The 19,098-nt window shown below is 38.3% G+C and carries 16 protein-coding genes; 15 read left to right on the top strand and 1 reads right to left on the bottom strand.

The window, feature by feature from the left end; genetic code table 11:
• The first annotated feature begins 19 nt into the window (after positions 1–19).
• The 10 genes from AC3XNE_RS03120 to AC3XNE_RS03075 all read left to right on the top strand — a co-directional run bounded on the left by AC3XNE_RS03120 (position 20) and on the right by AC3XNE_RS03075 (position 11,299).
• On the top strand, positions 20–2,782 hold the full coding sequence (locus AC3XNE_RS03120; RefSeq protein WP_489832794.1) for a sigma 54-interacting transcriptional regulator: 2,763 nt from the start codon (positions 20–22) through the stop codon (positions 2,780–2,782).
• Between the two features lie 101 nt (positions 2,783–2,883).
• Positions 2,884–3,303, top strand: a complete 420-nt coding sequence (locus tag AC3XNE_RS03115) for a PTS sugar transporter subunit IIA (protein WP_489832793.1) — start codon at positions 2,884–2,886, stop codon at positions 3,301–3,303.
• A complete protein-coding gene (locus tag AC3XNE_RS03110; protein ID WP_489832792.1) occupies positions 3,300–3,770 on the top strand; it encodes a PTS sugar transporter subunit IIB in 471 nt (156 codons plus the stop codon). Before AC3XNE_RS03115 ends, AC3XNE_RS03110 begins: the two co-directional genes overlap by 4 nt.
• 44 nt (positions 3,771–3,814) lie before the next feature.
• Positions 3,815–4,624 carry a PTS mannose/fructose/sorbose/N-acetylgalactosamine transporter subunit IIC gene (locus AC3XNE_RS03105; RefSeq protein ID WP_489832791.1) on the top strand — a complete coding sequence of 270 codons (810 nt, stop codon included), beginning with the start codon at positions 3,815–3,817 and terminating at the stop codon, positions 4,622–4,624.
• 17 nt (positions 4,625–4,641) lie between these two features.
• Positions 4,642–5,478, top strand: coding sequence for a PTS system mannose/fructose/sorbose family transporter subunit IID (locus AC3XNE_RS03100; protein WP_489832790.1), 837 nt, complete (start codon positions 4,642–4,644; stop codon positions 5,476–5,478).
• 43 nt (positions 5,479–5,521) lie between these two features.
• Entirely contained in the window at positions 5,522–6,499 is a 978-nt protein-coding gene (locus AC3XNE_RS03095) for an SIS domain-containing protein (protein WP_489832789.1), read from the top strand.
• 18 nt (positions 6,500–6,517) lie between these two features.
• Complete coding sequence (locus AC3XNE_RS03090; protein WP_489832788.1) at positions 6,518–7,510, top strand: sugar isomerase; 993 nt, start codon at positions 6,518–6,520, stop codon at positions 7,508–7,510.
• Positions 7,511–7,947: 437 nt separating this feature from the next.
• Positions 7,948–8,412 (top strand): arginine repressor, encoded by a 465-nt coding sequence (locus AC3XNE_RS03085; RefSeq protein WP_489832787.1) that lies wholly within the window; start codon positions 7,948–7,950, stop codon positions 8,410–8,412.
• A gap of 210 nt (positions 8,413–8,622) precedes the next feature.
• A complete protein-coding gene (locus AC3XNE_RS03080) occupies positions 8,623–9,768 on the top strand; it encodes an ArgE/DapE family deacylase (protein ID WP_489832786.1) in 1,146 nt (381 codons plus the stop codon).
• A gap of 19 nt (positions 9,769–9,787) precedes the next feature.
• On the top strand, positions 9,788–11,299 hold the full coding sequence (locus tag AC3XNE_RS03075) for a YfcC family protein (RefSeq protein WP_489832785.1): 1,512 nt from the start codon (positions 9,788–9,790) through the stop codon (positions 11,297–11,299).
• Between the two features lie 275 nt (positions 11,300–11,574).
• On the opposite strand, the gene AC3XNE_RS03070 is transcribed toward AC3XNE_RS03075, so the two are convergent.
• Entirely contained in the window at positions 11,575–12,288 is a 714-nt protein-coding gene (locus AC3XNE_RS03070; RefSeq protein WP_489832784.1) for a B3/B4 domain-containing protein, read from the bottom strand.
• 307 nt (positions 12,289–12,595) lie between these two features.
• Between AC3XNE_RS03070 and arcA the strand changes: the two genes are divergently transcribed.
• The 5 genes from arcA to AC3XNE_RS03045 all read left to right on the top strand — a co-directional run bounded on the left by arcA (position 12,596) and on the right by AC3XNE_RS03045 (position 18,779).
• The gene (arcA, locus tag AC3XNE_RS03065) at positions 12,596–13,891 is read left to right on the top strand and encodes an arginine deiminase (protein ID WP_489832783.1); all 1,296 of its coding nucleotides are present in this window, start codon (positions 12,596–12,598) and stop codon (positions 13,889–13,891) included.
• 20 nt (positions 13,892–13,911) lie between these two features.
• A complete protein-coding gene (gene argF / locus AC3XNE_RS03060; protein WP_489832782.1) occupies positions 13,912–14,952 on the top strand; it encodes an ornithine carbamoyltransferase in 1,041 nt (346 codons plus the stop codon).
• 34 nt (positions 14,953–14,986) lie between these two features.
• Positions 14,987–15,928 (top strand): carbamate kinase, encoded by a 942-nt coding sequence (gene arcC / locus AC3XNE_RS03055; RefSeq protein ID WP_489832780.1) that lies wholly within the window; start codon positions 14,987–14,989, stop codon positions 15,926–15,928.
• 150 nt (positions 15,929–16,078) lie between these two features.
• The gene (locus AC3XNE_RS03050) at positions 16,079–17,500 is read left to right on the top strand and encodes a basic amino acid/polyamine antiporter (protein WP_489832779.1); all 1,422 of its coding nucleotides are present in this window, start codon (positions 16,079–16,081) and stop codon (positions 17,498–17,500) included.
• A 706-nt stretch (positions 17,501–18,206) separates the two neighbouring features.
• A complete protein-coding gene (locus AC3XNE_RS03045) occupies positions 18,207–18,779 on the top strand; it encodes an NADPH-dependent FMN reductase (RefSeq protein ID WP_489832778.1) in 573 nt (190 codons plus the stop codon).
• Positions 18,780–19,098: the final 319 nt, after the last annotated feature.

The raw sequence follows: 19,098 nt of genomic DNA, 5'->3' as shown, positions 1-19,098 counted from the left end.
TTTTGGAGGTATTTCTACTATGAATATAGGAAGTAAGATAGAAGAAAAGATCACTCAAGCCACACAACAACAAGGAATAGTTAATAACGGCATAACAGCGAATTTTTTAGCGGAAGAACTGGATGTTAAAAGGAACACGGTTAGTCATCACCTTAATGTGTTAGTTAAAGATAACGTTTTATTGAAAGTTAATTCAAGGCCAGTTATTTTTTTTGATAAGAATATCCTGGAACAAAAAGAGCAAATTTTGTTGGAAAGTGAATATGATTCACTAACAGAACTGCAAGAAGCGGTGAAAGTTAAAACCGATGTTTTTGATAAGGTTATTGGTAGCGAAGGTTCTTTATATGCACCGATCAGACAATTAAAAGCCGCTGCACAATATCCGCCGAATGGACTGCCGGTTTTATTAACAGGACCGACTGGGTCTGGGAAAAGTTTTCTTGCACAGCGTTATTTTCAATTTTGTGTTCAGGCTGGATATATTAGTGAAAAACGAAAATTGGTTACTTTAAATTGTGCTGAATATGCCGATAACCCAGAACTTCTGTCAAGTATGTTATTTGGGTACAAGAAAGGTTCTTTCACGGGGGCTGAGACTGATAAACCGGGACTTTTGACTGAAGCAAATAATAGTATGATCTTCTTAGATGAGGTTCATCGGCTTGATCCTAAGGGACAAGAAAAATTGTTTAGTTTTTTGGACAATCAAGAAATAACCCCGCTGGGGGAGACAAGTAGATCTAAGCATGTGAACGTCCGTTTTATCTGTGCTACGACTGAAAATATTAATAGTAGTTTCTTGAAAACTTTTATTAGGAGGATCCCAGTTCAAGTGAAGGTTCCTTCTTTGAGAGAAAGAAACCGAGATGAGCGTGAGAAATTGATAATCAACTTCTTTCAGAGGGAAGCTCATAAAATAGGACGGACGATTTACTTGAATAGGCAAGTGGTTGATTTTATGGATTCAAAGTCATTTACGAGTAATGTTGGTCAGTTAAAAAATGCCGTGACATTGTCCGTTGCTAATGCTTTAAATACCGATAACAAAGAGCAAGATTGTGTTTTTATCAAACTTGCCAGTTTACCGCAGACTGTTTTTAGTGCAGCCAATAATTATGATGAAAAAGTAACTCTTGCTTGTAACGAAATACTAACGATCACAGCTGATCGACCTGCATATAAGGTTGCAGGAAATGCGTCTAAACGGGATGCGCAGGTTATTTGTACCGTGATCAAAAGGTGTATTACAGCATATGATAACTACTCAGATGAGACAAAGATGCGTGATGCCGTAATTTCTGAGATCAGCTCTTTATGCGAACAGCTGGTTTACCAGAAAAAAGTAGATCGTGGTGGGATGCCCCTGAGTTTCTTTAAAGAAGTACTAGATTATGAACTTCCTGTTTTAGAAAATGACTATGGGTTAAAACTCCTAGGAAATTCAATTATTATATTCACTCATTACTTTTTCAACAGACAGTATGAGGAGCCGGGCTTTAACAAAAAAGAACTCGAGGACATTGAAGAAATGAGTACACGTTTTATTCCCGGTGAAGATAACGTTGCTCAATTTGTTGACAAGCTTTTACAAACGGTTAGTTTAAAATTAGACATGAAGATCGGTGATGTTGACAGATTATTTGTTTATGTATATTTAAATAGTATTAGATATGAAGCTCATAAGCGCCCTATCAGAGCTATTATATTGGCGCATGGTTATTCTACCGCTAGCAGTATAGCAGATGTGGTGAATAAAATGTTTGGTGAGCAGATTTTTGATGCTATGGATATGGAAGTTAGTGTGAGTGTTAAACAGATAGGAAGGGAACTGAGTGATTATATCGAGCGTTATTCTATTGAGAAGGGCTTACTATTATTAGTCGACATGGGCTCGTTAGAAGGGATAACAAGTTTTATCGATAAAGAAGTTGATTTTCCTATTGGGATCATTAACGGTGTTTCTACACAAATGGCCTTGGACGTCGCTGAACATATCCAAGGTAGAAGAGATTTTGAGAGTATCCTACAAGATATTAATAAGCTTCCTAAGCCGAAAACAAAACTTATTTACCCTCAAGGAAGCAAAAAAAATCTTATTATCGCTAGTTGCATTACTGGGATCGGGACTGCCGATAGGATCAAAGAGCTTTTGAAGGAGAGTATGCCTCGATCTAAGGACCTGGTTATTAATGCTTATGAATTTGAGCAAATAAATCAAGGGCCATTTATGCAAGATATACAAAGGATGTATAACGTCTTAGTAATAATTGGTACTTCTGATCCGCATGTTGAGGGAATACCTTATATACCACTTGAAGAGCTTATTTCTGGTAAGAAAATAGACACCCTGGGAAAAGTTTTGTCGAGTGAAATTCCTGGATTTGAAGTTGAGCAAGTAAATCAACAATTGATGCGTAACTTTTCGCTGGAACGTGTCTTGAATTCAGTGACTATTTTGGATGTTCATACAGTTATGGAAAATGTTGATACATTCGTTAAATCGTATGAAGCATTGGAAGAAAATAAATTATCAAACCCGGTAAGAATGGCGATTTATGTTCATGTTAGTTGTTTACTCGAAAGATTGATCCGAAATACTCCGATCGACACTTATTCGTTTATGGATGATGATCAAAAAGATATACGGCAGACAGAGTCCTTTAAAAATATTAAAAAGGCCTTCAGTGTCATCGAACAGATCTATAGTGTCACGATCCCAGATTCAGAAGTTGGGTATATTTTTGATATAGTAAATCAAAGCGCTAACATGCCGGTTTAAAAGTAAACGACAGCGATGGCGAGAAGCGTGCCACAATTGTGGCACGCTTCTTGCTTTATATCCAATTGTAAGGAAGACGGAGAAAAAAGGAGTGATAGATTTTGAAGCTAATATTGGCTAGTCACGGGACATTGGCAAAGGGCATGCAAAATACATTGGAGATGATCGCCGGCAAATTGGGTGATCTGCAAGCGTATGAGGCATACACGGAGAACTCCGGTGACGAATTTATCGCTGAAATAAAAAAAAGTGTGGAAGCTTCAGAAGACGAGACATTCGTGATAGTTACAGATGTTTTAGGCGGATCTGTTAATAATGAAATGACACAATTATTGGCTGCTCACGATAATGTTTATTTGATTTCGGGAATGAACTTCCCGTTGTTAATTACTTTAGCTACTCAGGCCGGCGAGGTGACTAAAGATGATATTTTAGCAGCGATAGAGGCAGGGAAACAAGGGATCGTTTTGGTAAATGATTTAATTGCTGAAGATGATAATGATGAGGAGGATCTATTATGATCAGATTGATTAGAGTTGACCACCGTCTGTTACACGGACAAGTTGTATTTTCATGGACAAAGGCAGAAGGTATCGAACGGATCATTGTGATCGACAATGCTACATCAAAAGATGATTTCAAAAAAATGTCGCTCAAGATGGCCAAACCAGAAGGTATACGATTAAACGTGTTTAGTGTGGAAGGCGCAGTTGGTAAGCTAGGCCAGATCAAAGCGTTGAAAGCAAATACTATGTTGATCTTTGGTAATGTTACTGAGCTATACCAGTTCATGCAATCTCTTGGTAAAGTTGATGAGATCAACTATGGAGGAATACCTGAAAGACCGGATGCAAAGCGCTATAGTAATGCGATCTTTTTGACGGACGATGAAGTTGAGATGACTAAGAAGCTTTGTGATATGGGGATCACTGTTTCAATGCAACAGGTTCCGACAGCTAGGAAAGAAGTGCTCAATGGAAAACTATAAGTATAGATATTTATTAGCCTTTTAAAAAGGAGGGAAACGATAATATGTTTTGGAAAGCAACGATAGTCGCTTTGATCGGCGTTTTTGCAATGTTTGACTCTCGTTTGTTGGGACGTTTGAATTTTGAACGACCACTTATCGTGAGTACGATGGTTGGAGTGGCTTTAGGAGATGTACAAAAAGGATTGATGGTCGGTGCCGCTTTAGAATTGGTTTCGATGGGCCTCGTCCAAGTGGGGGCAGCTGTACCACCAGACATGGTTTTAGGTTCAAACGTTGCTGCAGCTTTTGCTATTTTATCAAATACTAGTGCGCAGGCTGCTTTGACAGTGGCATTGCCCGTTGCTGTTTTAGGGCAGTTAGCAGCGATCGTTATCAGGATGTTCTTTTCAACTTTTACGCATATGGCTGATAGTGCGATCGATAAAGGAAAGTTTGCACAGGCTAGAAGTTATCATATAGTTTATGGTCCAGTTATATATGGGTTATTATATTTCATTCCCGTTTTCTTCTCGATTTATTTGGGAACGGATTTTGTTACAACGATCGTTCAAGCTATTCCGGACTGGTTAACAGATGGTTTAGACCTTGCAAGTAAGATCTTGCCTGCATATGGGTTTGCTTTGTTGATGTCAACTATGATCGATAAGAAGAATGCCTTTTATTTGTTCTTAGGTTTCTTCATTTCAGCTTATGCCAAGCTGTCAGTTACTGGTGTTGCTATTTTTGCGATCTTATTAGCTTTTCTTATTAATGTGTTATTACCTAAGTCCGGCGGCGACGGCGGTAGCGGTGATTCTTCGCAAAATGATAGTAGCTCTGATGATGATTTAGAAGATTTGGAAGAATTATAGGTATAGGAGGCGAGAAAATGAGCGAGAAAAAACAACAAGACAAGAGATTGCGTCATAAAGTTTGGCAGTTTTTCTGGAGATCATGGATGATCCAGACTTCATGGAACTATGAACGTCAGATGAACATGGGCTTCTTATATGGGATCGCACCGACTTTGGATGAGATTTATGGTAAGGAGCCAGATACACCTGAAAAACTGGAAAAAAAGAAGGAAGCTTACAAGCGGCATATGGCCTTTTATAATTGTACACCACAGACTAGTGCTTTTGTTTTAGGGCTTAGTTCAGCGATGGAAGAAGAATATGCTGAAAACCCAAATACATTCGATCCAGACTCAATTAGTGGTGTTAAAACTTCGTTGATGGGGCCTTTATCAGGTATCGGAGACTCGTTCTTTCAAGGGACGATCCGTGTTATTGCATTTGGTCTAGGGATCAATATGGCAAAACAAGGAAATATACTTGGTCCAATTTTAGCGATGGTCATTTCATTTCTTCCTTCCTTCGTTATCACCTACTGGGGCGGCAAGTTTGGATACACAGCCGGTAAAAAATATGTTCAAGAGTTGGTAAGCAGCGGAAAGATCAACCGGATCATGTATCTGATGAACCTGATAGGACTAATGGTTATTGGGGCGATGATCTCGACGATGATCGGGATCGAAACGCCGCTATCTTTTGGCAAGGGCATGAAGGTCCAAGAGACCCTCGATACGATTTTCCCGCAAATGTTGCCTCTCTTATTTACATTATTCATGTTTTACTTGATCAAAAAGAAGGTCAATACTGCATGGATCATGTTGTTCTGTATTGGCGGCGGTATTTTGCTGAGCGTATTAGGCATCTTCAAATAAGGTATTAAATTTAAAAACAATCAAAATTAGGAGGTTTTACTTTATGGATCTTGAACAAATTAAGGCTATTGTTGGCGACATCAAAGGTAAACAAAAGGACATCGATCGTGTATTGTTTGTTGGTTGCGGTGCTTCAATGGCTGACCTTTACCCTGGTTTTTACTTTGTTTCCCATGAAAGCACAAAGATTTTGACATCACTCATGACTGCAAATGAGTTTAACTATGATACTCCCAAGGGCGTAAATGCACAAACGATCGTCATTACTGCTTCACTTGGCGGCACAACACCCGAGTCTATCGCTGCTACAAAGAAAGCACGTGAATTAGGCGCACATGTTGTTTCACTTTCAAGTGATGAAAACGCACCGATCATTAAAGAAGCACAATATAAAGTTATTCATGGGTTCCAGGCAAATTATGCTGCTAAAGTAGAAAAAATGTCCTATTGCTTAGCTCTGGCGATCGAGATCGTTAAGAAATTCGAGGGATACGCTCATTATGAAGAGGCACAGAAGGCCTTTGACGGTTTGCCAGATTTGATCGAAGAAGCTATTAAATCTGTTGGACCTTCAGCTAAAGAATTTGGCGAGAAGTATAAAGATGAAAAAACAATTTACGTTTTAAGTAGTGGTGCAACATTAGGAGCTGCATATTCAACAGCATCATTCCTATTTATGGAAATGCAATGGATCGCTGCTCCAACAGTTCACACTGGTGAATACTTCCATGGGCCATTTGAATTAACCGAGACTGATGCACCTTACTTGCTGTTTATGAATGATGGTAAGACACGTCACTTAGATGCTCGTGCATTAACATTTTTACAAAGATTTGATGCTAAGATCACTAACATTGACGCTAAAGATTACGGTTTGGCTTCGATCACAAGTGAAGATGTCATTGACTACTTCAATCCAATGTTGCTGACTGGTGTAATGCGTGTTTACGCTGAAGAGTTGGCTGCGGCAAGAAAACATCCATTGACTAAACGTCGTTACATGTGGAAACTCGAGTATTAATTTGATCGGAGGTAATACATGAGTATTCAAGAAGAAGTTAAGCAAATAGTGCAAGAGGCTATCGCTGATAAAAAAGATGTCGGTGGGATCAAACGAGTTGTTTGGGTTGCAGCCGGAGGTTCTAATGGTGGATTTTATCCGGCGCAATTCTTTATGGAGCATGAATCACATCAGTTACCTTCTCAATCATATACTAGTAATGAATTTGTATTGAATCCGCCAGCTTATATTGATCAAAACACTCTGGTCGTTTTGTGTTCGATGCGTGGGACACCGGAAACATGTCAAGCTGCTCAGGTGGCTAAAAATGCTGGCGCAGTGACGATCGCTTTATATGTAAATGAATCGGATCTGACTGAGATCGCGGATCATTTGATCAAATACGAAAGCATAGCTATTGATGAAAGTCGTACTGAAAGGGTAAACTCAAGTGTTGGACTTTTAATTGCCATGAACTTAGTAAATGAAACCGAGGGTTATGAGAGATACACTAAGGCAATGGAAGCTTTCGACCAGGTCGATGGGCTTTATCGGGAGGCAGTAGAAAAAATAACGCCGGACGCAAAAAAATGGGCTAAGCAGAATACTGACTCTAAGACTATTTATGTTTTGGGTTCGGGCCCTGCTTACGGTTCAGCTTATATCTTCTCGATTTGTAACATTGAAGAGATGTTACAGTTAAATTCACCAACTATCAATAGCTGTGAGTTTTTCCATGGGCCGTTTGAAGTTGTTGATCAAGACACATCTGTTTTCCAATTGATCTCAACCGGTAGAAATCGAACAGCGGATGAACGTGCTGTTAAATTCTTAAAAAAGTATGGCGGTTCTAAAGTTTACTTGCTGGATGGCAAGGACTTAGGCTTAGACCAGTTAGATGATGACATTGCTGACTATTTTAACCACGTATTGTTCTCGCCAATTTTGAATAATGTTTATATGCGTGAATTGTCCTATGTCGTTGGACAGGATTACAATGATAGACGGTATATGTGGAAAGTTGAATATTAGATGCTTTTGAGATAGGAAAAGGACGATGAACCTTTTCCTATTTTTTTGCTTCTAATTTTGAATATCAGAAGCGGACAGAAAATGTTAAGTATTTATAAACCTATAAGTTTATTGCAATTGTATTATTATTCACAAATACTTTCGGAGCAAGATTTAAATTAATACAAAATGTTTCTAAGATGTTGAATTGATATGCTGTTTTTGTGCAATTTTCTATACAGTTCAGTTTGTTTTAACCCATAGTTAATAAAGCTTATGAGTTTTTGCTGTATAATATAGGTACCTCAATGAATAAAGATACTATAACAAGTGATTCAGGCTCGTTGCTTATGTGAAAAATAAAATATATAATTGAATAGAAAATACTAACAATGATTATATTAAGCCAAAATGTATTTTTTATACAATATTCTAATTTTCATGGAGGGTGAAATGAGATGGATCGGGAAAAGCGTTTGGACTTGATCAAAAAAATTGTAGATTCGGAAAAGATAGTGACTCAAGGAGAACTATTAGAAGCTTTGCAAAAAACGGGTGTCAAAGCAACACAAGCTACTATTTCACGGGATATTAAAGCCTTAGGACTTTTTAAAAGTAGTAAGGCTGATGGCTCAAAATATTATGTGACCCCTACTAAACAAAAAGAGGAGGAAAAAATTAGTCGGATCCACGAAGCTATTTACGATAATGTTATAGGCGTTGAAAGAATAGCCTGGTTGAATATCGTTAGGATGCCTTTAAATTCGAATTATGCAAATGCCTTAGGATCTTTGCTTGATACAAGTAATTTTACTGAGATAGTGGGGACACTCGCTGGGAATGATACATTAGTTATCATCAGTCGAAGTGAAGAAGATGCCTCCAAAATGCAGCAATTTATTTTAAAAAATATTAATGAATAGTTGTGGGCTGCTTTTATAGAGCTAAGAAGTTTTTGGTCTTTTTTGAATGCGCTTACTTTTGTGCCAAAGAGTATATTTTTAGTAGGTGAACTTGATCGAGTATAGGCCATAGATCATTTTCAAACTTGTGAGCGAGCACGCAAATATCTTTGTTATGATAATTAGTAAAAGGTTTTTTGGGGTTAAAACATAGATAGGAAGGTGGTCTTTATGGACACAAAAAAGAAAATTGCAATTTTATCTAAGTTGATCGAAATAGGATCGGTAAACGATAACGAAGCAAAAATAGCAGATTATATCGCTTCTTTATTTGAACCGTATGGCGATATGGTAAGTATTAAGAGAGTCGAATATTCAACTGGCAGAGATAATTTAGTTGTTTCTATTGGAACTGGTGATAAAGTGCTAGGGTTTACTGGTCATGAAGACGTTGTTTCTGCTGGGGATCTAGCTTCATGGGTAAGTGAACCATTTAAAGCTGATATCAGAGATGGTAAGTTATATGGCCGCGGCGCCACAGATATGAAGGGCGGCTTGGCTGCTTTGGTTATTTCTATGCTTGAGTTTCTTGAAAAGGGTGCTATCCCAGGGAAAATCAAGTTATTTGCGACTGTTGGAGAAGAGACAGGAGAGTATGGTGCAGCACAACTGACCCAGGCAGGTTACGCAGATGATCTGGCGGGGTTGATTATCGCAGAGCCCGGTAATGAGATGAAAGAAGCTGGTATTGCATCGAAAGGGATCATTGATTACACAGTGACATCTATTGGGAAGGGCGCGCATAGCTCGACACCCGAAAAAGGTGTGAACGCTATTGATAATATCTTGGAATTTGCAAACGAAATTAAACCTTTAATGGCAGGTTTTGATAAAATTGATCCCATTTTAGGCAAACTTACACACGTACAAAGCGTGCTTCATGCAGGCGATCAGGTCAATAGTGTTCCTTCTAAGGCTGTCATGAGGGGAAATATACGCACCATTCCAGAATATCCAAATAAAATGGTGTTCAAAGCTTTGGACAATTTAGTAGATAGTTTAAATAAAAAACGAGGGTTCGATTTAAGTATCGAATATAGTTTTCCAGAAGAAGCAATGTCGGGAAACGCAGAGTCGGATTTCGTAAAGCTGGTTGGTCAGGTGCATGACCAAATGTATGCTGAACCTTTAAAAGTTGTTGGCAAAACTGGTGCTAGTGATGGTTCTGAGTTTATACATGCACGGGGAGATTTTGATATTGTCCAGATCGGGCCGGGTAATAATACAGAGCACCAAGACAATGAAAATATAGACATTGATGTTTTCCTTAAATCGATTCAATTTTATAAGGAGTTCGCTAGAATGTTTTTTGCATAGAAATTGCAGGTGAAAGGAAATGAAAGATACCAAAAATAAGAAACGTTTTTCTATGCCGTCGGCGTTTACTGTACTATTCTTTTTGATCGCAGCGATGGCCCTGCTAACTTGGCTTATACCAGCAGGCAAGTACTCTCTTGATGGAAACGGAAACATCATTGCTGGAACTTATCGGCAAGTTGCTGCTCACCATCAAGGACTTTGGGATATCTTTATGGCGCCTATTATTGGAATGATAGGAAATAAAGAAACTTCTGGGGCTATTCAAATTGCTTTATTTATATTGGTAATTGGTGGTTTTTTAGGTGTTGTTGGTAAAACTGGCGCTCTAGATGATGGTATTAGGACAGTAGTGGATCATTACAGAGGCAAAGAAAAAAGGTTAATTATTATTTTGATAATTATTTTTTCTCTAGGAGGCTCTACGTATGGGATGGGCGAGGAAACAATGGCATTTTTCCCTCTTTTGATCCCGATAATGATAGGTGTCGGCTATGATTCAATAGTAGCTGTCGCTGTAATATTATTAAGTACAAGAGTTGGTGATTTAGCATCGACTGTTAATCCCTTTGCAACCGGAGTAGCTTCTTCAATGATCGGTATATCACCAGGATATGGCTTATTTTCAAGGGTAATATTGTTAGTGATAATTACAGGTATCGAGATCTGGTATGTAATAAGATATGCTGAAAAAGTAAAAAAAGATCCAACGAAGTCATTGGTGTTTCATCAAAGAAAAGAAGACATAAAAAGATTTTCTGTCAACGATAGGACTACGGGTTCCGCTTCGCTTGAAAAAAAGCAAAAAATCGTATTGCTGGTTTTCTTTTTAACCTTTTTTATTATGATCGTGGGTCTAATACCATGGGAAAATATTAATTCAAATTGGACTTTTTTTGCTACTTTTAATACTTGGTTGACTAGCAATGGGTTGCTGGGAACGCTTTTGGGTAAAGATATTCCTCCCTTGGGATCGTGGTACTTTAATGAAATTACACTACTTTTTATTTTTATGTCGGTAGTGGTAATGTTTGTTTCGAAAATGAAAGAAGCAGATTTTATTTCTTCTTTTATGGCAGGAATGTCTGATTTATTGAGCGTGGCGATCATAGTTGCTGTCGCACGGGGAATTCAAGTTATTATGAATGATGGTATGATCACTGGGACTATTTTACATGCAGGTGAAACTTTATTAAGTGGAATGCCTAAGCCGGTATTTGCTGTCTTGGCATTTGTATTCTTTTCACTGCTTACTTTTTTGATACCTTCTAGTTCAGGATTAGCAGCTGCCACAATGGGGATCATGGGGTCTTTGGCAGTGTTTTCCAATGTAGAAGGCAGTGTGGTCGTTTCAGCCTATCAAGCTGCTACAGGGCTAATAACAGCCATCACACCAACTTCTGCTATCTTAATGGGATCTTTGGCAATTGCGCATATAGAGTTGAATATTTGGTATAAGTGGGTCTGGAAACTGATTATTATTCTGTTTATTATTACTTGTTTATTCTTGATCATCGTTTCCACGCTATAACACTTACTATTTTGCACTGGAGCATGTAAATTTGATCGAAACAAAAGACATTAACTTTGATTATGGTGTGTTCCGTTCACAGGAGACAAGTTGTCAGACATTTAGTTTTCAGTTGACTCCGAGATATATTTAGAGGACAACGTTCCCATATCGATATGATTTTGGATAATTTAAGATAAATAGGAACGAAGTGCGAATTTGAACTGTTTATGCGTTCAAATTCGCACTTCGATTTTTTGATAGATATTTTCAGACCACTGAGATGCTTAGGAGCATCATTCATCGCTTAGACTGACGGAAGGTGAATTTTTTGTAATGAGTGCAACACGGCTATCACAGTTGAAGTATTGTTTTAATTTGGTTTGTAATTCCACAGCAGCTTTTTTATGGTCCTCTTTACGTTTAGGGTTTACATTTTCCATGTAAAATATGACTTCATTAGTGTCTTCAGTGACTTCAACTCTGGCGCTATCACGCCATGACCAGCAACGACTTAATACAGAACGATCATCTTCATATATCACCTCATTGGGCAAAGCAACTTGTTTTTCTTGTTCTCCTATCGGCGAGAACTTTTCATCACCCACAGCAACAGTCAATCTAATATTTCCTTCGATTTTCGATAGATCTTCTGCGGCGACAGGGAAAGCCCAGTTTAAAGACACAGAGTTATAAATATCAACGAGCGGGTTGATGTTAGTGACTCCCTTTCCTTGCTTAGCTCTTTTTAAAAGGCTTTCTACTGCACAACGAGCTCCCTTTTTGGTTTTAAATTTCTGAAATGCTTTTCTCCAATCAGCAATCACTTCGTTAGTGCTGATCGGCTCTTCTGAGACCCATTTAGTTGCCTGTTGATTTGCTTTTTCAAGTAAATCTTTTGGGATAAGTTGGTTTTCATGGTTATTAATTTTTTCGACGACCAGCACTGCGATCTCTACATCGGGAAATATATCCCAGAAGGGTTTTTCAACTATGAATTTTTTGCCCATTATATTTTCCTCCTTTTGTGTTTATGTTTATTTTAGCATAATATCTCTTTTACAAAATTGTTTGAAAGCGCTTCTAACCATAAACTTCACAAAAAATAATTATTAATATCTTATTCTCACTTTATACAAATCGTTGCCTGTTATGCAATTAATTCAACCAAAAATGCATAAAGTGTTGGCAGAGATTCATCTTTATCGATGTGAGAAAATCCGCCGAAAAACTCTAGTATAGCAACGTTTGACAGCGGTTTTTCAATACAGTAGACTGAAGTTGTCAAAGGGAATAAAATACTAAGGAGTGACTTTTATGCACAACTTAACAGGAGTAGTTACGCCAAGTACTCAAAAAAATCACGAAAAAAATTTTGGTTTTAATAGCCCAATTCACATAACTTCAGAAATTGGAAAATTAAGATCAGTAATTTTGAAGAGACCGGGAAAAGAGGTTGAAAATTTAACACCAGATACTATGCCTCGACTACTGTTCGATGATATTCCATATTTACCAGTTGCTCAAAAAGAACATGATTATTTTGCGCAAACGTTGAGGGATAATGGTACTGAAGTATTATATCTTGAAGACTTGGCAGCCGGTGCATTAACTGACCAGTCTGTTAAAAATGAATTTGTTGATCGTATGGTCAAAGAGTCTGGCTTTGATGCAGGGTTAACTTATTCTGCAGTGAAAGAATACTTGCTGGCAATGGAGCCAAAGCAGATGGTCACCACCCTCATGGAAGGCATTCGTAAAACTGATATCGATTTGAATTATAAAGATCTTCGTTTGCTGGCAGAAGACGCTGATTATCCATTCTTGCTAGATCCAATGCCTAATCTGTACTTTACACGGGATCCTGCAGCTTCGATCGGTGATGGGCTTTCGATCAACCGTATGACATTTGCAGCGCGGAGACGTGAGTCATTATTTATGGAATATATCATCAAGCATAATTCACGCTTCGCAAATCAGGGTGTGAATGTTTGGAGGGACAGAAATCATACGACGCATATTGAAGGCGGCGACGAACTGGTTTTAAATGATCACGTGATGGCCATTGGTATTTCGGAACGGACTTCTGCAGCCGCTTTAGAAGACATCGCTCGTAATCTTTTTGGAAATTCAAATTACGACACAGTTATTGGGATCAAGATCCCTCATAACCATGCAATGATGCACTTAGATACAGTTTTCACTATGATCAACTACAATCAGTTTACTGTTCATCCACAAATTTTGAATGGTGGCAAGATCGATATGTGGCTCCTTCATCCAGGTAAAGATGGTGAGATCACTAGCGAACATCGGACGGACTTATTAGAAGTATTAAAAGAAGTATTGCATCAATCGGAACTCGACCTGATACCAACAGGAGATAGCGACCCGATCGTTGCACCTCGTGAACAGTGGAATGATGGTTCAAATACTTTGGCTATCGCACCCGGCGAGGTCGTAACTTATGATAGAAACTTTGTTTCAAATGAACTTTTGAGAAAACATGGCATTTTAGTTCATGAAATCAAGTCAAGTGAACTTTCCCGTGGTCGTGGTGGTCCTCGTTGTATGTCAATGCCAATTATCAGAGAAGATCTGGAAACTAAATAATTTAATTTGAGGTGGGCAAAATGGAAAATAAATTTGTAGGTAAAGAAAATAATATTTTTCAGGGACGGAGTATTTTATCAGAAACATCAATGACTCCTGCGGAAATGGAATACCTGATAGACTTTGGACTTCACTTAAAGTTTTTGAGAAAGAACAATATCCCCCATCGTTATTTAGAGGGTAAAAATATCGCATTGCTGTTTGAAAAAGCCTCGACAAGAACCAGATCCTCTTTTGTGACGGCTGCAATTGAACTAGGTGCACATCCTGACTATCTAGGTAAAGACGATATTCATTTAGGGAAGAAAGAAAGTGTGGAAGATACCGCTAAAATTTTAGGATCGATGTTTGACGGGCTCGAATTTCGTGGTTTTGACCAGGAAACTGTTGATGGTTTGGCTAAGTATTCTGGTGTGCCGGTTTGGAACGGATTGACAGATGAATGGCATCCGACACAGACGATCCCCGATCTAATGACAATGAAAGAAAACTTCGGTTACTTGAAGGGACTAACGTTGACATATATCGGTGATGGGAGAAACAACGTGGCAAATTCTCTTCTAGTCGGCGGTTCGATGGTTGGAGTCAATGTGCATGTGGTAACTTCTAAAGCTTTGTATCCTTCGGACAAGCACGTTTCGATCGCTAAAGAATATGCTGCTAAAAGCGGTGCTGAAATTATGGTGACAGATAACATCGAAGAAGGAGTTAAAGGTTCTAACGCCATTTACACTGATGTTTGGGTTTCCATGGGAGAAAGTGACTGGGAAGAACGTGTTAAACTGCTCAAGCCATATCAAGTTAATATGGCTTTGATGAAGAAAACGGGGACACCAGACGATCAATTGATTTTCCTACATTGCTTACCAGCCTTCCACGACACTAAGACGTCTTATGGTCAAGATGTGTATGAAAAGTATGGTATCAGTGAAATGGAAGTAACCGATGAGGTCTTCCGCAGCAAGTATTCACGTGTCTTTGAAGAAGGCGAAAATCGGAAACACGGTATCAAAGCTATAATGGCTGCGACATTGGGTAATCTTTTTATCCCTTTTGCGTAATTAACATTAAAAACATGTTAGGAGAGTGGATAAAATGTCTAGGAAAGTTGTAGTGGCTTTAGGTGGTAACGCGATAGCGACCGAGGATGGTTCCGCAGAGTCGCAAATTGCTTCGATCAAACAGACTGCTGCTGTATTGGCACAGTTTGTTAAAGCTGGAGACCGTTTAGTTGTAACTCATGGTAATGGACCACAAGTTGGAAATTTATTATTGCAAATGACTAATGGCCGCTCCAAAGGTAATCCGCCTATGCCTTTAGACACAGTAGGTGCTATGACTCAAGGAAGCATCGGTTATTGGTTACAGAAAAGTTTGTCTGAAGTTTTTGAAAGTGACAACAGCGAAAAAACGACCGCTACTGTTGTAACACAAACAATGGTCGACCAAAATGATCCGGCTTTCGCTGCTCCAACTAAGCCGATTGGACCATTTTATTCAAAGGAAGAAGCAGATCTTGAGAAGAAAGCACATCCAGACTATGTTTTTGTCGAAGATGCGGGCCGAGGATATCGACGAGTCGTAGCTTCTCCCCGTCCATTGGACATTAAGGAATCTTCGCTTATTTCGTTGATGTTGGAAAACGACATGGTCCCAATTGCTTCAGGAGGCGGCGGTATTCCTGTTATTCGAAATGATGACGGCAGCTTGCACGGCGTTGAAGCCGTAATAGATAAGGACTTTAGTGCAGCTAAATTAGCTGAAAATATCGGTGCAGACGAACTGATAATTTTAACGGCTGTGGACTACGCTTATATAAATTACGGAAAACCTTCCCAAAAAAAGCTGGGTGAAGTCACCGTGAATGAAATGATGAAGTATATTGAGCAGGGCCAATTTGCGGCTGGGAGTATGTTGCCAAAAATTCAAGCTGCAAATGATTTTGTTTCAAAGACAAATGGTCAGGCAGTTATTACTTCCTTGAAAAATGTTTCTCATTTAATTGCTGGTCGCTCCGGAACGGTGATCACTAATTGATCCATCACAAATATTTTGCGATGGATACAAGGAGAGTCTGAGCATAGGAAATATGCCAGGCTCTTTTTTCTTAAAATGTTTGAGTAATGGTTGTCAGTAGGTTTTATTACTAAGGGAAATGCTAAATTTTATTTGAAGGGAATGAGCCTAATGGAAAATAATTCAAAAGGAATTGGAAAAGGCGCGCTTGTTGCGTTAATAATTAGTTCTTCAATTGGAACTGGTATTTTCGGTATTATGAATGATTTAGCTAATGCTGCTGCGCCAGGTCCCGCTTTACTCGCATGGATCTTTGTTGGTGTCGGTATCCTTGCTTTGGTACTCTCGTTGAATAATTTGTCTCAAAAACGACCAGAACTCGATGCAGGGATCTTTAGTTATGCTGGTGCTGAGTTTGGCCCCTTGGGGGAATTCATTTCTGGCTGGGCATACTGGCTGTCTGCATGGTTGGGAAATATTGCATTTGCTACTATGCTAATGAGCTCCTTTGGTACATTTTTTAAAGTGTTTAAGGGAGGTCAAAATTTAGCTTCGATTTTTGTAGCGATAATTATTATGTGGCTGTTGACACTTTTGGTAAATAATGGTGTTGAAAGTGCATCTTTCATCAATACAATAGTTACCATTTGTAAACTGATCCCAATTTTTGCATTTGTTGTCATTATGCTCGTTAGTTTCAAGAGCGGAATTTTTACAGCTGATTTTTGGGGCAATGTAGCTAATAATGTATTACATGGTGGTAAAACAGTGTCGCTTTTCGAACAGATGAAGAGTTCGATCATGGTTATGATGTGGGTCTTCATCGGGGTCGAAGGAGCTTCTGTTTTAGGTAACCGAGCTAAAAAAAGATCAGATGCACAACAAGCTACCATTTATGGGCTGATCTCACTTTTGACAATTTACATTTTAGTTTCATTGTTACCATACGGGGTTTTAAGCCAAGCTAAAATTGCGACCCTTGAGCAACCAGCCATGGGTGAAGTTTTAAAATATGTTGTTGGGCCATGGGGCACAGTCATGGTCAACATTGGGTTGATCATTTCAACTCTGGGTGCCTGGATCTCATGGACGATGTTGCCAGCTGAAACGACGATGTTAATGGCTAAAGACAAGACTTTGCCTAGATCATGGGGAAAAGTTAATCGGAAAAATGCTCCAACATATTCTTTGGTGATCACCGGTATAATGCAGACTATGTTCTTATTCTCTTTGCTTTTTACTGAATATGCCTATAACTTTGCTTATAGTTTATGTACTGCCGCCATTTTGATCTCTTATTTGATGGTCGGCACATACCAAATGCAATATTCTTATCAAAAGAAAGAGTGGCTGCAGTTTGTTATCGGCCTCATAGCTGCCGCATTCCAGCTAACTGCTATGGTATTGGCAGGTTGGCAACAGGTTTTGATGGTCACGATCTTATATATCCCAGGATTTATATTTTATTATCTATCTAGCAAGGAAAATAATCGGACCATTAATAAAAACGAAAAAATCACTATGGGGATCGTGTTATTGGTTGCTGTTGTTGCAATTATTATGATCATTACCGGAACGATCAAAGTAGGCTAATAATAAAGGATGAAAAAATTTAGAGTTGAATTTTAAGTAAGCAAGAGTTTGAATTCAGCAAAATCTGCTTTCCTGTCGGAGAGATATAGTGACTGCGATCCGGTGGTAGGAAACTTTTTCTTACTTGCTAATGGAGGGATCTTTATGGCAAAAATTATGGTTACTCTTGGTGGGAATGCGCTCTTTCCTAAAGACCCATCAGCCGAAACACAAAACGAGTAGTTAGCAAGACAGCAAACGAGCTGGTTAACGCAACGATTTCGACTGTTTTTAGATTAAGAGTTTTTTCATTAAATATCTTTCATGAAAAGTCCTTGCTGACTAATGATAGATTTCATTAACTAGTAGGGATTTTTTGCTTTGAAAAGTTTTGCACTATCTTACTTTCAATATATTTTCATATAAGTTGTTGAAAAGTTATGTGTTTTATTATTAAATTATTTCAAGAAAAAAATGATTAAAGGCCAGTAAAACTAAAAAAATGTGAAATCGTTACACTACATAAATGCTGTGTTATAGGCGATCCTTAAAGAAATCAAAGGGAATGAAGTGTCACGCTATTTATCTTAAATTATTTATTGTAAATAAAACAAAAAATGTAAATGGGGTGTTAATTTTCATGATTCTGTAGTATCATATAAAAGTAGTTAATATGTGAAAATAATTTCAAAGAATATAAACAGTAATTACTAGGAGGAACTTTTTCATGAAGATTGCTGAAATTGTAGGTACTAACTCTGCAGGGTCTTATAACCGTAAACTTTTAAAATATATGCAAAAACAATATAGTTCAGAAGAATGTGAGCTTTCAGTTTGTGAGATCAATGATCTTCCTCTGTTTAATGTCTCATTGCTACAAGGTGATTTACCTCAAGCAGTTAAAGAACTTTACCATGAAGTTGAAACCGCAGATGCCGTAATAATATCCACTCCTGAGTATGATCATGCGATCACAGCAGCTTTAAAGAGTGCTTTGGAATGGTTATCTTGTCGGAAAGAATTACTCTTTCAAAAACCTGTCATGATCGTAGGGACATCTTTGGGTAACCAGGGTACTTCTCGCGCTCAAGATAGCTTGCGCCAGATCTTAAACTCGCCAGGTTTGTGTGCGGATGTGTTGTCCGGACATGAATTCTTACTGGGACATTGCCAAGAACAGTTCAATGAAGATGGCTCTTTGAAGGATGTGGGTACAGCTGGTTTTCTGAATGAGTGCTTTACCGCTTTCGTTCAACAAGTTCGCATGCACCAAAATAGGAACACTGAAAATGTAGCCTAATTAGCTAATAAAATATGGATAGAGACCGTTGTGACATTGACCGTGTATTATGGTCAATGTCTTTTTTGCCCTTAAATAGTATAAACGTACAATATTTGCTACAATAAAAACATCGGTGGGATTTGGTAGTAAGATTTTGGAAAATTGAAAAATAATAAAAAATGACTATACTTGCGATATAACTGTAGTTGTAGTTGTGAAGCTGCTATTATTCAAAAAAACATTAAAAAATGCCTGTCGCCATGGTATCAATAAACCCTAATTGTTATTATTGAAACTGAGGGTAAGTGAAAATGATGTCTCTGTCGATCAGAGATAG

It is taken from the genome of Ligilactobacillus sp. JN-6 (Y).1, from assembly GCF_058111525.1.
This window is presented reverse-complemented; position numbering and strand designations above follow the sequence as displayed.

Excerpts from the sequence above, each read along its gene's own strand:
- AC3XNE_RS03085 (WP_489832787.1), top strand. The coding sequence starts at position 7,948 with ATGGATCGGGAAAAGCGTTTGGACTTGATCAAAAAAATTGTAGATTCG.
- AC3XNE_RS03110 (WP_489832792.1), top strand. The coding sequence starts at position 3,300 with ATGATCAGATTGATTAGAGTTGACCACCGTCTGTTACACGGACAAGTT.
- AC3XNE_RS03120 (WP_489832794.1), top strand. The coding sequence starts at position 20 with ATGAATATAGGAAGTAAGATAGAAGAAAAGATCACTCAAGCCACACAA.
- AC3XNE_RS03105 (WP_489832791.1), top strand. The coding sequence starts at position 3,815 with ATGTTTTGGAAAGCAACGATAGTCGCTTTGATCGGCGTTTTTGCAATG.
- arcC (WP_489832780.1), top strand. The coding sequence starts at position 14,987 with ATGTCTAGGAAAGTTGTAGTGGCTTTAGGTGGTAACGCGATAGCGACC.
- AC3XNE_RS03070 (WP_489832784.1), bottom strand. The coding sequence starts at position 12,288 with ATGGGCAAAAAATTCATAGTTGAAAAACCCTTCTGGGATATATTTCCC.
- AC3XNE_RS03090 (WP_489832788.1), top strand. The coding sequence starts at position 6,518 with ATGAGTATTCAAGAAGAAGTTAAGCAAATAGTGCAAGAGGCTATCGCT.
- arcA (WP_489832783.1), top strand. The coding sequence starts at position 12,596 with ATGCACAACTTAACAGGAGTAGTTACGCCAAGTACTCAAAAAAATCAC.
- AC3XNE_RS03095 (WP_489832789.1), top strand. The coding sequence starts at position 5,522 with ATGGATCTTGAACAAATTAAGGCTATTGTTGGCGACATCAAAGGTAAA.
- AC3XNE_RS03045 (WP_489832778.1), top strand. The coding sequence starts at position 18,207 with ATGAAGATTGCTGAAATTGTAGGTACTAACTCTGCAGGGTCTTATAAC.
- AC3XNE_RS03080 (WP_489832786.1), top strand. The coding sequence starts at position 8,623 with ATGGACACAAAAAAGAAAATTGCAATTTTATCTAAGTTGATCGAAATA.
- AC3XNE_RS03050 (WP_489832779.1), top strand. The coding sequence starts at position 16,079 with ATGGAAAATAATTCAAAAGGAATTGGAAAAGGCGCGCTTGTTGCGTTA.
- AC3XNE_RS03075 (WP_489832785.1), top strand. The coding sequence starts at position 9,788 with ATGAAAGATACCAAAAATAAGAAACGTTTTTCTATGCCGTCGGCGTTT.
- AC3XNE_RS03100 (WP_489832790.1), top strand. The coding sequence starts at position 4,642 with ATGAGCGAGAAAAAACAACAAGACAAGAGATTGCGTCATAAAGTTTGG.
- argF (WP_489832782.1), top strand. The coding sequence starts at position 13,912 with ATGGAAAATAAATTTGTAGGTAAAGAAAATAATATTTTTCAGGGACGG.